The 14,791-nt window shown below is 34.3% G+C and carries 13 protein-coding genes and 1 pseudogene; 11 read left to right on the forward strand and 3 right to left on the reverse strand.

All coding sequences use genetic code 11. The features are described 5' to 3' along the window. Nucleotides 1–145 precede the first annotated feature (145 nt). The 5 genes from ABOA58_RS09620 to ABOA58_RS09640 all read left to right on the forward strand — a co-directional run bounded on the left by ABOA58_RS09620 (nucleotide 146) and on the right by ABOA58_RS09640 (nucleotide 4,260). Complete coding sequence (locus ABOA58_RS09620) at nucleotides 146–721, forward strand: LysE family translocator (protein ID WP_350302088.1); 576 nt, start codon at nucleotides 146–148, stop codon at nucleotides 719–721. 16 nt (nucleotides 722–737) lie between these two features. Then, the gene (locus ABOA58_RS09625) at nucleotides 738–1,514 is read left to right on the forward strand and encodes an AraC family transcriptional regulator (RefSeq protein WP_350302089.1); all 777 of its coding nucleotides are present in this window, start codon (nucleotides 738–740) and stop codon (nucleotides 1,512–1,514) included. A gap of 187 nt (nucleotides 1,515–1,701) precedes the next feature. Continuing rightward, entirely contained in the window at nucleotides 1,702–2,079 is a 378-nt protein-coding gene (locus tag ABOA58_RS09630; RefSeq protein ID WP_350302090.1) for an FAS1-like dehydratase domain-containing protein, read from the forward strand. A 375-nt stretch (nucleotides 2,080–2,454) separates the two neighbouring features. Further along, the gene (locus ABOA58_RS09635) at nucleotides 2,455–3,624 is read left to right on the forward strand and encodes an MFS transporter (protein WP_350302091.1); all 1,170 of its coding nucleotides are present in this window, start codon (nucleotides 2,455–2,457) and stop codon (nucleotides 3,622–3,624) included. A 321-nt stretch (nucleotides 3,625–3,945) separates the two neighbouring features. After that, on the forward strand, nucleotides 3,946–4,260 hold the full coding sequence (locus tag ABOA58_RS09640; protein ID WP_053534483.1) for an MTH1187 family thiamine-binding protein: 315 nt from the start codon (nucleotides 3,946–3,948) through the stop codon (nucleotides 4,258–4,260). Between the two features lie 580 nt (nucleotides 4,261–4,840). On the opposite strand, the gene ABOA58_RS09645 is transcribed toward ABOA58_RS09640, so the two are convergent. Next, nucleotides 4,841–5,293, reverse strand: coding sequence for a hypothetical protein (locus ABOA58_RS09645; protein ID WP_350302092.1), 453 nt, complete (start codon nucleotides 5,291–5,293; stop codon nucleotides 4,841–4,843). A gap of 653 nt (nucleotides 5,294–5,946) precedes the next feature. After that, entirely contained in the window at nucleotides 5,947–6,345 is a 399-nt protein-coding gene (locus tag ABOA58_RS09650) for a winged helix-turn-helix transcriptional regulator (RefSeq protein ID WP_350302093.1), read from the reverse strand. Between the two features lie 288 nt (nucleotides 6,346–6,633). On the opposite strand from ABOA58_RS09650, the gene ABOA58_RS09655 reads away from it, so the two are divergent. Next, on the forward strand, nucleotides 6,634–7,509 hold the full coding sequence (locus ABOA58_RS09655) for an SDR family oxidoreductase (protein WP_350302094.1): 876 nt from the start codon (nucleotides 6,634–6,636) through the stop codon (nucleotides 7,507–7,509). A 413-nt stretch (nucleotides 7,510–7,922) separates the two neighbouring features. After that, nucleotides 7,923–8,306, forward strand: coding sequence for a hypothetical protein (locus ABOA58_RS09660; RefSeq protein ID WP_350302095.1), 384 nt, complete (start codon nucleotides 7,923–7,925; stop codon nucleotides 8,304–8,306). A 644-nt stretch (nucleotides 8,307–8,950) separates the two neighbouring features. On the opposite strand, the pseudogene ABOA58_RS09670 reads toward ABOA58_RS09660, so the two are convergent. Next, nucleotides 8,951–9,500, reverse strand: a pseudogene (locus ABOA58_RS09670) (hypothetical protein). A 255-nt stretch (nucleotides 9,501–9,755) separates the two neighbouring features. Between ABOA58_RS09670 and ABOA58_RS09675 the strand changes: the two are divergent. The 4 genes from ABOA58_RS09675 to ABOA58_RS09690 all read left to right on the forward strand — a co-directional run bounded on the left by ABOA58_RS09675 (nucleotide 9,756) and on the right by ABOA58_RS09690 (nucleotide 14,759). Beyond that, entirely contained in the window at nucleotides 9,756–10,820 is a 1,065-nt protein-coding gene (locus ABOA58_RS09675) for a sulfite oxidase (RefSeq protein ID WP_350302097.1), read from the forward strand. Between the two features lie 502 nt (nucleotides 10,821–11,322). Next, a complete protein-coding gene (locus tag ABOA58_RS09680) occupies nucleotides 11,323–11,958 on the forward strand; it encodes a hypothetical protein (RefSeq protein ID WP_350302098.1) in 636 nt (211 codons plus the stop codon). Nucleotides 11,959–12,727: 769 nt separating this feature from the next. Continuing rightward, nucleotides 12,728–14,137: a processed acidic surface protein gene (locus ABOA58_RS09685; protein ID WP_350302099.1), complete on the forward strand. Its 1,410-nt coding sequence runs from the start codon at nucleotides 12,728–12,730 to the stop codon at nucleotides 14,135–14,137. A gap of 1 nt (nucleotide 14,138) precedes the next feature. Then, complete coding sequence (locus tag ABOA58_RS09690) at nucleotides 14,139–14,759, forward strand: class D sortase (RefSeq protein ID WP_350302100.1); 621 nt, start codon at nucleotides 14,139–14,141, stop codon at nucleotides 14,757–14,759. Nucleotides 14,760–14,791 lie beyond the last annotated feature (32 nt).

Here is a 14,791-nt window from a genome sequence, read left to right on the forward strand (position 1 = left end):
ACTCCCATATTACAAAAGGCAAGATAAAGGGTTAAAGCTGTTTTCTGTGAGGTCTTTGAGGTACCCTAATAAACCTGCAATAATATACTATATACCAATTGATTTTAAGATGTAATATATGATTTACTTGAAAGGAGTTTTCCTCATGAATATTACATCTTTTTTAATTTACTGTTTTATTGTAACTTTTACACCAGGACCTACTAATATCGTGATATTATCCACAGTGCATAATATGGGGACAAAGAAGGCAATGGAATATACGTATGGAGCAACTATTGCTTTTGGTTTATTACTTGTTATTTCTGCTATGTTGAATACTATGCTAGTAACGATAATCCCAAAAATTTTGATCGTTATACAGATAATCGGAAGCTTTTATATGTTCTATCTCGCTTATCAAATTTATAAAATGGATACATCAAAACCAACTGTAAACCAAACTGCCACTTTTATGTCAGGCTTCCTTATGCAGTTTTTAAATCCTAAGGTGGTTCTATTTACAATGACTGTAATTCCCAGCTTTATTATGCCCCACTATACCGCAATGCCTGCAGTGACAATAAGTGTTGTTTCTATTACCATTGTTGGATTTTTAGCATTTATTACATGGGTTCTTTTCGGTACGATCTTCAAGGAGTTTTTACAGAAGCATGAAAAGTTTGTTAATGCCGTGATGGCATTATCTTTAGCTTATTCTGCTATAATGATTTGGTTGTAGATAAGGGGTGAATTAATTGGACAAATTTATCTATAAAAAATCTGCAGGTATTACAGCGTTGTCAGCCAGTATAACTGATTTTACGTATAAAAAGCACTCTCACAAGGAATATGCTATAGGTGTAACATTGCGTGGTATTCAACATTATAACTTGGATGGAAGTTTACAATTGTCATATCAAAATGGTGTTATGCTTTTTAATCCAGAACAGGCACATGACGGAATGGCACATGATGAGGCAGGTCTTGACTATGTTATGCTATATATTGAGCCACAATTGCTTTTAGAGGTTATTGAGAAAAAGGATTTAGTACGATTTTCAACTCCCATTGTGTATGATTATAGAATTGAACAAAGAATATTAAATCTTTCTAATGCTATTTTAAGTGATAAAGATGAGGCTTTGTGCAGTGAATTACTCTTATCCCTCGCAGATAGCCTTATTCAAACTAATCTTTCTACAGACTGTAAGAAAGATAACGCTTCAATTAGAAAAGCAAAGGATATGTTTCATACCAATTTAGACAATGTACTTAAACTTGACGAGATATGTAAAGAGCTTAATTTATCTAAATTCCAGTTTATCAGATTATTCAAGGCCCATACTGGAATTTCACCATACCAATACTTTCTTAACTGCAAGATAGAACGTGCAAAGCAGCTAATAGAAAAAAACGGAGATATTTATTCAGCTGTTGCTGATTGTGGTTTTGTTGATTTAACCCATTTAAATAAACATTTTAAAAGCGTATATGGAATAACGGCATTTGAATATATGTCACATTTAAAATGAGAAGGGATAAATTCAGACTGCTTTTAACAAGGTAAAACTAAACATTACAGCATTTTTAATGGGGAGAATTTGTGCACATTAGACGTTACCAGGGCTATCTATCCTGAAAAACTTCAAGTAATATAATGGCGACAATCGTTTAAGTCTACACGATTAAATTAGGATAAAAATACAAGGGGGTATAAAGTTGTCTTTAAACGTAGGGGATATTATTAAATTTGAACGGACTTTCACTAAAGAGGATGTTGAATTGTTCACAAAAGTATCCTGGGATGAGGGGAATCACCATATTACTCCCGATGAACAGGGGAGACTTGTTATTCAAGGGTTGTTGACTGCTTGTTTACCAACAAAAGTTGGTGGAGAAAACAATGTACTGGCTCGTACTATGAATTTTGAGTTTATTAAACCAGTTTTTACAGGAGATACAATAATATGTGAAGTAACGATCGAAAAGTTTGAAAAGAAAGATAATGGTAGAATATCTATATTGGCAACTTTCCTATGCGCAAATCAGAATGAGGAACAAGTATTAAGAGGAAGCTTTGCGGGAGTCATATTATAAACGTATATACTTAGCTGCTTAATTTTATTCTGATTATTGTTTTTGAACTGATTCTATAGCCTAGTAATTTTAAAGCATCCTGTCGAGGATGTTTTTTTGTTGGAATAAATATACAATGGCAAAAACTGTGATGTTAATTCCTGTAGGATGACAATAAAGTTGCTCCAATTACTATAAAGTCATTTAATTTTTAATAAAGCTGTTTAAAAATTAGCTTGTTTATAAGTGGAGGTTCTGATATGATTGTTTGATAATTTTTTAAAGGGTTTAGAGAGGGTGAGTCAATTGACTAAAAACCTTAGACAATTGAAAAACGTTTCGGTGTTCCAAACGCTTCTAACTTAGAAAAATAATTTAGAAGCGAGGAATAATTATATGAAAAATCAAAGAATCTTTAATAAATCATTTCTTTTTTTATTTATAAGCAACTTTTTAGTTTTTATTGGGTTTGAAATGTTGCTTCCTATTTTGCCTGCCTATTTGTTAAGTATGAATGCATCTTCCATTCAGGTTGGTCTAGTAACATCATTATTTACGATAGGTGCTGTTTTAATCAGGCCTTTTGTAGGTTACTATTTAATTGATAACCGGAGGAAAAGTCTAGCCATTTGTGCAAGTATAGCTTTAATGATCATTACGATACTATATCCGTTTCTAAATATTATTTGGCTTCTTCTATTGTTACGACTTTTCCATGGTGCAGCGTGGGGGGTATCAACCACAGCTAATAGTACAATAGTAGTGGATTTGATTCCTAAGACACGCTTAGGAGAAGGAATAGGGTATTTTTCTATATCCACAACAGTCGGGGCTATCGTTGCACCGAGTATAGGTATCCTTATCTATGACTCTTTTTCCTTCGCTATTTTGATATGGTCATCAGTAATACTGAGCTTGTTGGCAGTAATTGCGCTTCAATTTGTATATTCACCTACTATTGTAAAGCGTGAGAAGAAGCCATTTCGCTTTTTGGATATGATTTTTGAAAAAGACGTATGGTTCCCAGCATTACTTACAGTTATTACAACACTTGGTTTTGGGGCTATCATTACATTTTTGGTTCTTTTTGGAAAACAAAGGGAAGTAGATAATATTTTTCTATTCTTCCTTATCAATGCAACTGTCTCAACTTTACTACGTCCGTTTACCGGAAAATGGTATGACAAAAAAGGACCTTGGTCTATTATCATTATGTCAGCTGTGTTAGGATTTTTTTCACTTGTTATCCTGTCGTATACGACAAATGATTCTCAACTTATCATTGCGGCGATTTTATTTGGGGCAGGTTATGGAACTGTTATGCCATGTTTACAAACATGGACTGTTCAAAAGGTAAGTGAAGAAAAAAGAGGAGCAGCCAACGCAACCTTTTTTTCCAGTTTTGACGTAGGTGTTGGAGTTAGCGCATTTGTATTAGGTATTTTAGCTGAATGGATCAGTTTAGAGATGATCTTCAGGTTTGTTAGTCTAAGTTTTATTGTTGTTGCTGTTTTAGTCTATAAGGATTATTTAAATGAAAAGATAAGGCATAATAAATCGATCTAAAACAAATCCACCTCTATTTTAATAGAGGTGGATTTGTTTACTGGAATTACCAATTCTACTCGTACGCATTATAAGGGATGTATAATAAAAGCAGCTGATGACCTAGTCAGCAGGTCAAGTGTCAAAAATCAATAATTCTTTTTTAATTGACCGAATTTTCTTGCCAGTAGAAGTGCTTTGATTTTCGAATTCCACGCTGCAAAGCTATATCAAATTTCCCAGGTGCGAAGTTTGAGTTATAATAGTAAAAAACATCCGTCTATGTAGGATGGATGTCAGTAAGCTTCTTGATTAATACATAAAAAGGATTGGTGAATAAAAATGGCAATTGTTGATGTAACAGTTATTCCTGTCGGTACACAAACTCCAAGTGTTAGCAGCTATGTGGCAGATATTCAAAGAGTATTAAAGCAATATGAAGATAAGGGAGAAATCCGTTTTCAACTGACACCCATGAATACAATCATTGAAGGCGACCTGCCTAAATTGTTTGAAGTGATCCAAGCGATGCACGAAGTACCTTTTGAAAAAGGTCTTGCTAGAGTCTGTACGAATATCCGAATCGATGACCGTCGTGATAAAGAACGCAGGATGGAAGACAAAGTAAAGCGAGTGAAGGGCATGCTTGAGGAATAACAGCTTCTGCAGTAATAGGGTCTCGCAGTGAAATTAGTTCATAACTGTTTGGAACCATGGGAATCCTTAAGGAGACTTCATGCGGAAACTTTTTCCGTGTATTAAGCAATTATACAAACCAGTCCATGCGGCAAATCCTGGTCGCATGGACTTTTCTTATGGCAAAAATTATCCGAATACAGATATACCTCGATTTTCGTCTTTCGTCGATAAATTGCTTTTTTTCGGAGATATATCCTGCTTTTCGAAGATATATTGCTGTTTTCGGAGATATATCCTGCTTTTCGTCGATATATTGTTGTTTTTCGGAGATATATCCCGATTTTAAATTAATGTCAATGTATTAATAGCTTTAAAGCCTTGGTATTACTGATTTATCAGTTACTAAGGCTTTATTTATTAAATAATGAAAGGGAGCCGATTGTCTGACTGCATTTCATAGATTTCCATATTCTATCTTGCATAATCCTTGTATTTGAATAACCATTTCACTTTTTTCTTGTAATTAGCATACTACCGTGTCCTCTTTACCGACTTCTATCAGTTAACTGCATAAGTTGAGGTAGTGAGTGTATATAATTTATAAACGTTCGCCATAAAGTTCTTTTTCTTCAATTGGATGAAAAAGAGTGAATCCTTTTGAACAAAATACAAACCTTCTATCTATCTCGAATCCAGCCTTATTCAAAATTTCAACAGTTCCATGCGAACCTGTGCCAGCATACCCGCAACTACAACCTGATAGGTGCAGCTCATTTCCTTTTTTGTCTATAAGGATGAGATCGCTATCAAGCAAAATATTATCTTTATTAATTTCTTTAACAATTTTTGCAATTTTAAAACGGTCAAAATGATCTTTAACTGCTTCGAACAACGCAATACTTTTATTAGTATTACCGCGGTCTTCACCGTAATCTTTTATGACGAATACTTCCCGCTCATATGACTTCTTATATAGTTTGTATTTATGGTAAGTGATGTCATTAATTTTACATATAAGTGGACTATTACTATCCAGTTTTTGATTAAACATTGCACCCCTCCTAAATAGTTAGTTTATTAAGTTTATTAGGAGAAAAAGAGATTAGTACCAAGAAGCTGTTAATAGGCAAATTTTTTTCATTTCTGATTCTCTTTTAATTGATAGGGATGAATCGTGATATCGAATGGAGCTGTTAGAGGGAAGTGGAAAAATGAAAAAAATACCTAAAGGGTGCTTTCAGGTTGACGACAAAAGGAGGTTCGGAATCCTCCCACCCCGAACCAGGATTATAAAAGAAAAATTGATTATCGTTCATGTTCTTATATTGGATTAAACGAATGAAACCCTCACTAGATTGAAGAAATTTGCGAAACTCCTGCCGAACAACTGGCTAGCCGATACCCCACATACGCTTGGCAGACAGTCGGCGGAAAGGGAGCGGATTGCTGAAATCAGCTGGAACTTATTAAAAAAGAAAATTGTTCCTTCATGTAAAGGCATGACGAGTTTGTTAATATTCCAAATATAAATTTTTGTCTTTTTATGTAGTAGATTATCAGAATAATTATAGGGTAGGGTCCACTGAAAAGCATCTTAATTTAAAATCCCCTCATACTCATTACATCTTTTGAAGCATAAAAAATTCCGGAAAAGGGACACTTGTTCATGTGTGTCTCTTATCCGGGTATAATTCAAGCTAAATACTATAGCCCTTTTTTATTATCTTCAATGGAGTAGTTTTTTTGTTCACTTTGTATTTTTTTCATATATTTTTTACCCCAATCTCCCATAATGTCCAGTACTGGGATAAAGCTTTTCCCTTGTGGTGTTAGCGAGTATTCTACTTTAGGAGGAACTTCTTTATACACCTCTCTGTGAACCATTCCGTCCTCTTCCAATTCTCTCAGTTGTCTTGTCAATATTCCTTTTGAAATGCCCGGTAACAACCTTTGAAGTTCGTTAAATCTTCTTGTTTGTCGACTTATATACCATAAAATAACAATTTTCCATCTTCCAGAAATTACATTTTGAGTAAGTGTCAAAGAGCATACTTCTTCTTGTTCTTCAGGAGGCGGTTCTCCTTGGAAATTAAATCGAGCCATTGATTGTATTTTCCCCTCTCTCTCATAATGGTCCTATTTTTGTGACTATGTCATAAAAAAATGCCTACTTTTATTATTGTGACCGTGGATATAGTATATACCTGTACTTAATAATTCAACAAGTTCACGTATATCTCTGGAAAATGAAGGGGGCTATATAAATAAACTCATTAAAAATTATTTTACTAAGATGATCAATACACAATTATTAAGGGTTATTGATGGAGAAATTATTTAGATTCTATTGTCGCCCTCTAATACGAAAAAATTAAAATCGGAGGAAAAAGGATGAAAATATTAGTTACAGGTGCAACAGGGAAATTAGGGACAAAGGTTGTAGAAACGTTATTAAAAACTGTACCAGCGAGTCAATTAGCTGTTAGTGTACGAAATCCAGAGAAAGCAGAAGGATTACGAGCTCGCGGAGTAGAAGTTCGACACGGAGACTTTGATAAACCAGAAACATTAGATGCTGCTTTTTCAGGAATTGATCGGCTTTTAATAATATCTACGTTTGGGGATCATGAAACAATAATGAGACAGCATACGAATGCTTTAATTGCTGCTCAACATGCTCAAGTTAAATTTATTGCTTATACTAGTTTAACAAATGCAAGTCAAAGCAAATTTTTCCTCGCTCCATTACATCAAGCTAGAGAAGAAGCTATTTTGAAAACAGGTATTCCATACTCGTTTTTAAGGAACAATTGGTATTTGGAAAATGAAATCGGAAGCATACAAGGCGTGATGGCAGGAGCACCTTGGATAACATCAGCAGGAACAGGAAAAGCAGGCTGGGTACTTCGACAAGATTTAGCGGAGGCAGCATCAAATGTATTGACCGGAGAAGGACATGAAAATACAGTTTACGAACTTTCCGGTAAGCCAATGACTCAAGAGGAATTAACATCTGCCCTTGGAAATGTATTAGGGAAAGAAGTACCTCTACAGCATATCGATGATATTGCTTATGCGAACATGATGAAAGGTGCAGGGGTACCAGAAGCCTACCTCCCTATGCTTGTAAATACGCAAAAAGGTATTCGAAATGGTGGATTAGAGATTGAGAGCAACGATTTAGAAAAATTACTTGGTCACTCTTCTACACCAATAAATGAAGCTTTGAGTCAAATTGTCGATCAAATATCCCAAACAGGAGATTAAGTTTAATCAAAAACACCTCCTCATATGTAATGGAGGTTTCCTAACAATGGGAAAAATAAAGTATGCATCCTAATGAGTGTTGTAAGTTTATTAAACATCTCTAATACATTCTCCTGTATTTTTGAGGTTATTATAATTAAGATTTTTATAAGCGTACCATTCATTCCATCCATCATTCCAAGAATATTACGTGACCGTCTATCCATGGGTAGGCGGTTTTTTATGTTATTAGTAAAATAAGTGTGTGCCTAAACATCTTCTGTATGTTTTTATAAATCATTGAAAGGCACTCATTGTCTGGGTGCTTTTTCACTGTGTATTAAATGTGTAATTTAATTATTTTGGGGACAAGCACAAGCACAATTTAATAATTTCCATAATATAAAACAAAGCATGATATGGAGGTGAATTACATGGGACAAGAAAAAGAGGAAAAATATAATAGTAAGAAAGATAAATATTATAGTAATAAAGATAAAAATAATAGTAAGAAAGACCATAAGTCTAAAGAAGAAAAATGCTGTTTTAAATTGGAATATAGTTTTAAACTAGAGAAATGCAGTAATGAAGAGGATAATAAATGTTGTAAGAGTAAAGATAAAAATGGCAGCAAGAAAAAAGAAGATAAAAATGGCAGCAAGAATAAAGAAGATAAAAATGGCAGCAAGAATAAAGAAGATAAAAATGGCAGCAAGAATAAAGAAGATAAAAATGGCAGCAAGAATAAAGAAGATAAAAATGGCAGCAAGAAAAAAGAAGATAAAAATAACAGCAAGAAAAAAGAGGATAAAAAATGATGTTGTGATTGCAGTAAAAACAAGAAACAATTGCTAACACCATTAAGGGTTAGAACCCATTTCCTTGGAGCATCCATTCATTGGGTGCTCTTTCTTTTGGGAAAGTATCATACAAGGGTATGAGAGTTACTCATATGTATTCAGCTAAAAACATAATTTTGGTAAAATTTAAGTGAATCTATATGTTTTAGAAGAAGAGGGTTACCAGTTCCAGTTGACGGAAATCAGTTTTATTATAAAGGAAAGACATGGTGCAGAAGAATATGACAACCCCTCTTTGTCATACCCTTTATAAAAAGATAAGGGTGTGACAATTCTGAGTATGAAGAAAAACGACCAAATCGTTATTTATATAGTAAAAGGCTCAACAATTAAAAGGTTTTTAATCCTAGATCTAATTATTGGATCAGGAATTTTTTATGTGGTCAAATTCATTTCTTCAAGTATATTAATAGCGAGTGCGAGCAGTTTTATTGGAACAGAAGGAATAAAAAAGGCACCGAAAGTTCTAAAAAATGCAATTGGATTAATATCCTAAAGGTTATGAATTCCACGAAATGGAGCTTTGTTTAACAAGAAGAGAATACATATTATAAACGCCTGATATGTATTCTCCTTTTTATAATGATACAACGTTGGCGTTTCTACATATTTTTCCATACATTTGCATACTTCTTTTGATATTTTGCATCCTCTTCTTTTTCAACTAATTCAGTGCGATTTGCTTTATTTCTTCATCTTTTATTTCATTAAATAAGTTCCTAAGTCCTTGAATAATATCAAAACGAATTAACGTGTAGTTTTTTTCATGAACGCAATTTAAATACCGATCAACAAGACTTTTTATTACCATTTCTTTTTGCTCAGCGCCAGCTAGACCTATTTTCCATATAGATTGTAGGCTATGCCTTGCGGTGACGAATTTTTTATCTTTTGCCACTTCCCAAACCAATGGGAAATCCGTTAGCATTCTTTTTTCAGGATCACTTTTCGCCAAACTGCAAAGAAATTGTGCAGCCCTTGATCTTCGGTGGTTATCAGAATGAGTTAAATCCTCCTTCAATTGGTTCCATACATCAAAGCCCAGGCCACCTCTTCTTTGGAAGAAGCAAGGATATGATTGTAGGCTTCGTATTGTAAGTCCTTATCTTGAGAAAGTAAATTTTCAAAAGAAGTTTGTATAGCACTATCCATTAGAAACACTCCTTCTTAAAATATGATAGGCAGCCTCTCATCACTGTTGTTCTGTCCCGAATAGCCAGCTAGTCCAATTATAATTATTTCAAATGAAAAATATACTTACAATAAGTTTTTTCGAGAGGCGGGCCAGTTTAAGCCGGCATAAAGCTCGCTTGGTGAAATATTTGAAGTTGAAAATATACCAATAACCTAATTTGGCTGTACTGAACGTATACATATATAATGATTCATTTTAATTAGGAGGAAATTATGACAAATCCACATAAAGTGAAACCCTATTTATTGACACGAAGTTTGCAGCCGGAAAATCAGGAGACACCGATTCATTTCATCAATAATGATAGCATGGAAAACCAATTATTTTATAGAAGGAACCACTTTTCTTATCCGACTCTTTCCTATTCAAACTATTGGCTCCCTATAAATGGGTTAGTATCCGCCCCTTTGCTACTGTCCATGCAAGACATTCTTCAATACCCATCAAAAACTTTGGAAGTTGTCCTGGAATGCTCGGGTGACAAGCGTAATCTCTTCGAACCTAAAATATTTGGAGAACAATGGGGAAAGGGAGCTATTAGCCAAGGTAGGTGGAAAGGTGTACCATTACAGACAATACTTGAATTATCTGGAATAGGGGAAGGGGCAAAAGAAGTTGTCGTGGAGGGTTATGATTATGGAAATAGGAAAGATCTAGATGAGATTTATACCTATACCAGGAGTTTGCCTATCGAGAAAGCACTGCATCCAGATACCATTATTGCATATGAATATAATAACCAGCCAATTCCTTTTAAACATGGTTATCCATTGAGGTTAATCGTTCCGCAGTGGTATGCAATGGCATCTGTTAAGTGGATAAAGCAGATAAGTGTTATTAATTCTACATTCAATGGGCCGTTTCAAACAAATGATTATGTGTATTATCCAAATAAATACAATAATGAAGGCGCATACCCAGTTACTACAATAAATATCAATTCGACTATCCAAAAACCGCTGGATATGGAAATTATAAATACTGGTAAGCATGCAATAAAAGGAATTGCATGGACAGGAAAAGGAGTAATTACAAAGATGGAAATTAGTCTTGATGGTGGCTATACATGGAGAAACGCCGATATATTACCTCATCAGAATATTGGTTATGGATGGGTTAGTTGGTCATACGAGTGGAATATATTAGAAAAAGGTGAGTACACGATTAAATCCAGAGCAACAGATTCATTTGGTCAAATTCAACCGAATTTTCCTTTTTGGAATAAAAAAGGTTATGGGTATAATGCCATTGATCAAATTAAGGTTAAGGTAGAATGACTATTAATTTATTTTTAGATAAAGTAACGGGAGAATAAATTATTGAAGAAGAATATAAGTGATCCAATCGATAGGAAAAAAATCAGCCGTGATTATCTTTGAAATTGGTTAAATCAATTTAGTTAATCGTAGAAAGTTACCAGGAACGTCGGACAAAGAGTCGCTCGCTTCCGTAGCAAGAAACTCCTTCAGTGGATATAGTGTTAAGAAAATGAGAAAAGTCGTTCCTGGATTTGGCCAAATAACGGTTTTGTGTTACAGAGAAACACCCTTCCAAAAGAGTTTAGGAGGGTTTTTTGGCATGGCCAATTTAGACTGAATAAGGGAATTGTCAGCCTATTTAGCAGGGTAGTTGAGATGCGCGTGAAAAGCAGTATAGAATTCTCAAGTCTCCAAATATTAAATTAAAGGAGGGCTGCGATATCGACACTTCGTAATTCATTTTTGGGGACTAAAATGCATTGAAAATACAGCAATAGTTATTTTAATAGGAGTGAACCTAATGAAGTTAACAAGAGTATTTTTTATAGCAGTATTTCTTTTTACTTATTTACACCTTCAAACTTACTCTTATGCAACAGAAATTAATGTTTCTGAAAAAAGTAGAGTTTTGTTAAAAGTTAAAGATACTAAAGGGATTAGTTATGATGTTTATTTTTTTGCTCCTAAAGAAACTAAAACAGACTATTACCTTTGCAGCACAGGCGATGAAGTATTTATAGGTAATTATAGTTTTCTAATTCAAAAACAAGGTGAAAAAGAAATAAAAACGACATCCATCATATTAAAGGATTATCCTTATAACCAAACCCAAAGAACTGTGTTTCCGATAATATCAAAATCTTATCCTGATATCGTGGTGGTTTCAAATCAATTAGACTGTAACACAAAGGCGGGCTATCTGTATTATGTTGATAATGAAAAAATAGTATCAGTAAAGAGTGCTTTGTCCTATACTTTACCGCCAAGGTTCAATGAGAAAAATGAGTTAGAAACAATGAGTTATTACAATATGGAAGATTTACCTTGGGTATTAAATACTTATGAATTGGATTTAAAGAGTAATTCATTGAAAATGATAGATAAAAAATCTTTGTCTTTTGAGGAAGGTCAGAAGATAAAAAATAAATGGCAATGAATTAATTCCTTGATGAACTACTGCTAAAACGCCAAAATAGGCGTTTTTTTATTTGAAAACATGCAACACATAAAACTTCCGATTACCATTTGAACAAAAAAAGGAGCATTATGTTCCTAATCTAATTTAAAAGGTGAGATGTGAGAATTCCACTTAGGAATTGAGTGTCCTGGGTTTTTAATCGGTCTATTCCGTTTTAGTCTCCAATTCACCATTAACTCGATATATCTTTCTAGGTCTTCCTTTAGCTGTCGGTGCTTATTCACCAATTATTTCGGCAATCTCTTGCTCGACTAAACCGTATATCGAAAAAAAATAAAAACTTGTAAATTTAAAAATGAGTTAATAATGGCGGGTTTTAAAATTCTCAATGTGAAAAGATATCTGCAGGTCTTTTGAGAAAAGATTGATTGAAACGGAACATACCATCACTAACATCCCCATAGTTAAGGGAAGTACATGGATAAAAGTGAATGAATTAAAAAATTATACTCTTGTCTATATAACCGTATTAATATTAATAATTCTTTTATCTGGAGACACAAGGGGAGGGGTTGTTGTAATCCCTCTTTTTGAAATCAATATATTAATAGGAAGAAATACGTCTAAATTACCCCGAACAGAGGGTAAATGCTTTTAAAAAGTTTGTTAGCAAAGTAAGTAAAATAGAAATTTTTCGCTATTGGAAAAAATAACTTCATTGTTAAATTATTGTTATTACCTTATAATTTTCTAGAAACATATGAAATGTTATGAATAGGAGAAAAGTATGAAAAAACTGTGGACGATTTTAGTTTCATTTTCGTTGTTAATTAGCTTATTCCCGCAATTAGCATCGGCATCACCAAGCAAAAATTTTGAGCAAGAACTTACAAAGTATTTAAAAGAGGTAAGCCTTGTAAGGGGTTTTGAAGTGACGAAGGATGATATTGAAACATCTCTTTCTTTTTACGATGAAAGTATTAAAAACTTTGAATCTATTGGTGATTTAAAAGAAGCCTTAGGCGAAGTCATTAAGGCAGATTTAAGTAATTTAGATGCCATTTATGAAGATTATAATCTGACTAATGAGAGCCTAATTAATCTATTACACGAAAATGGCGAAGAACTAGACGATTATATCTTTATCTGGGACTTAGATGAAGCTGTTTATTTCTATACAGAAGAGGGCGATTTTGAACGCGATCCAAACTTTGACAAAGAATTAGTCAATTATTTAGCCAAAGTTAGCAAGGAAAGAGGCTTCGAAGTAACAAAAGAAGATATCGAAGCGTCATTGGAACTTTATGATTTTAGCCTGGAAGAATTTGAATCTGTCGAAGAACTTAGCGAATTCTTGGGTGATGTCATAAAGGCAGATCTAAGCAACTTAGATTATTTTAATGAGAATTATGGATTAGATAAACAAGCCTTGCTTCAAATGTTGGAAGAAAATGGTGAAGACATTAACGATTATATATACATAGATAATCTTGAAGAAACTGTTTGGAACCTTACTGGTGGTGGGATAGATGGTGAGATTGCAGAAGATCTGCTTCCCATTTTCGAGGAAGAACTCGGTTTGACGGAAGAGGAACTACAGCGGCTTGAAGAACACTTAATGTCTTTGGAAGAGCATCTTTCCAATCCGGAAACAGTCAAGCAACTAGAAGCATTGGGCAACCGCATGATGGCTTTCGAGGAATTCGATGTAGCAACCGAGCTTACAGCTGAACAGATAGCTGAAATGGCATCAATCTATGAAGAATTACTTTCAATCTTTAAGCTTAATGTATCCTATTCCCTTGTGAAAAGTGGCTCGGAATCACCTGTATCCCTTATGGATTTAATGAAATTGGAAGAATTGAAGGGTGCTAACCTGAAAATAGCGATATATAATACTGACGGAAAGTTCTTGGCTGATCTTTTAATAACAGGTGAAATGGTCGATTCTGACACTCTTACCAATGCAGGCGGGCAAATAAAGGAATCTGCAAAAGAGGTGCAAAAAACCATTGAAAAAACACCAGTTGCTAAACCAGTAAAGCAAAAGATCAGTACTCATACAAATTCAGAAAATCAAACCGTAAAAGGGGCTAAACTGCCAAATACCGCTTCCGATTATTTGCCTAGCGCCCTTTTAGGACTATTTCTTGTCTTGTTCGGAAGCTTGATGTATCGAAAAATCAGGAAAGCTTAATATGAAACAATTAAAGAAAAAGCGTTTGCTTCTGCTTTCTTGTACAATTGCCATTATTTTATTTGGAATTTGGTTTTCCACATCCAATATGTATAAGTTTGCAAAAGGCTACTTTCTTTACAAGACTCATGCTCCAAGTAGCCAAGTAGATGAAACTGTACAGAAACCACCAAGTAATAAAACAACAAAGAAAGAGCTATATCCTGTCCGCCCTAAAACGGGTGAAGAAATCGGGGAACTGTATATACCCAAACTAAAAACAAAACTCCCTATTTTCCATGGCACAAACGAGGATGAATTGGAAAAAGGCGTTGGTCACTTTGCAGGAAGTGTGCTACCTGGTGAAAATGACAATTCCGTTCTTTCCGGTCATAGAGATACGGTATTCCGTAAACTCGGGCAAGTTAGCGAAGGAGATTTGTTGATAGTAACAACATCGGCAGGAGAGTTCACATACAAAATCAAAAAAGTTCGAATTGTGGATGAGGATGATCGAACCGTGATCGTACCAAAACCACGGGCAACGCTAACCGTCAGTACCTGTTACCCCTTTGATTATATCGGGTCAGCACCTGAACGCTATATACTTGTCGCTTATTTGACTTCAAAAACAGTAAGTTAATCATCAAATTTCTTAAAAAAAGAGTCCCAATA

This window comes from Peribacillus frigoritolerans, assembly GCF_040250305.1.
Classification (GTDB): domain Bacteria; phylum Bacillota; class Bacilli; order Bacillales; family DSM-1321; genus Peribacillus.

Coding starts and splice junctions, on each gene's coding strand:
- ABOA58_RS09620 (WP_350302088.1), top strand. CDS start 146: ATGAATATTACATCTTTTTTAATTTACTGTTTTATTGTAACTTTTACA.
- ABOA58_RS09635 (WP_350302091.1), top strand. CDS start 2,455: ATGAAAAATCAAAGAATCTTTAATAAATCATTTCTTTTTTTATTTATA.
- ABOA58_RS09640 (WP_053534483.1), top strand. CDS start 3,946: ATGGCAATTGTTGATGTAACAGTTATTCCTGTCGGTACACAAACTCCA.
- ABOA58_RS09645 (WP_350302092.1), bottom strand. CDS start 5,293: ATGTTTAATCAAAAACTGGATAGTAATAGTCCACTTATATGTAAAATT.
- ABOA58_RS09650 (WP_350302093.1), bottom strand. CDS start 6,345: ATGGCTCGATTTAATTTCCAAGGAGAACCGCCTCCTGAAGAACAAGAA.
- ABOA58_RS09655 (WP_350302094.1), top strand. CDS start 6,634: ATGAAAATATTAGTTACAGGTGCAACAGGGAAATTAGGGACAAAGGTT.
- ABOA58_RS09660 (WP_350302095.1), top strand. CDS start 7,923: ATGGGACAAGAAAAAGAGGAAAAATATAATAGTAAGAAAGATAAATAT.
- ABOA58_RS09675 (WP_350302097.1), top strand. CDS start 9,756: ATGACAAATCCACATAAAGTGAAACCCTATTTATTGACACGAAGTTTG.
- ABOA58_RS09680 (WP_350302098.1), top strand. CDS start 11,323: ATGAAGTTAACAAGAGTATTTTTTATAGCAGTATTTCTTTTTACTTAT.
- ABOA58_RS09685 (WP_350302099.1), top strand. CDS start 12,728: ATGAAAAAACTGTGGACGATTTTAGTTTCATTTTCGTTGTTAATTAGC.
- ABOA58_RS09690 (WP_350302100.1), top strand. CDS start 14,139: ATGAAACAATTAAAGAAAAAGCGTTTGCTTCTGCTTTCTTGTACAATT.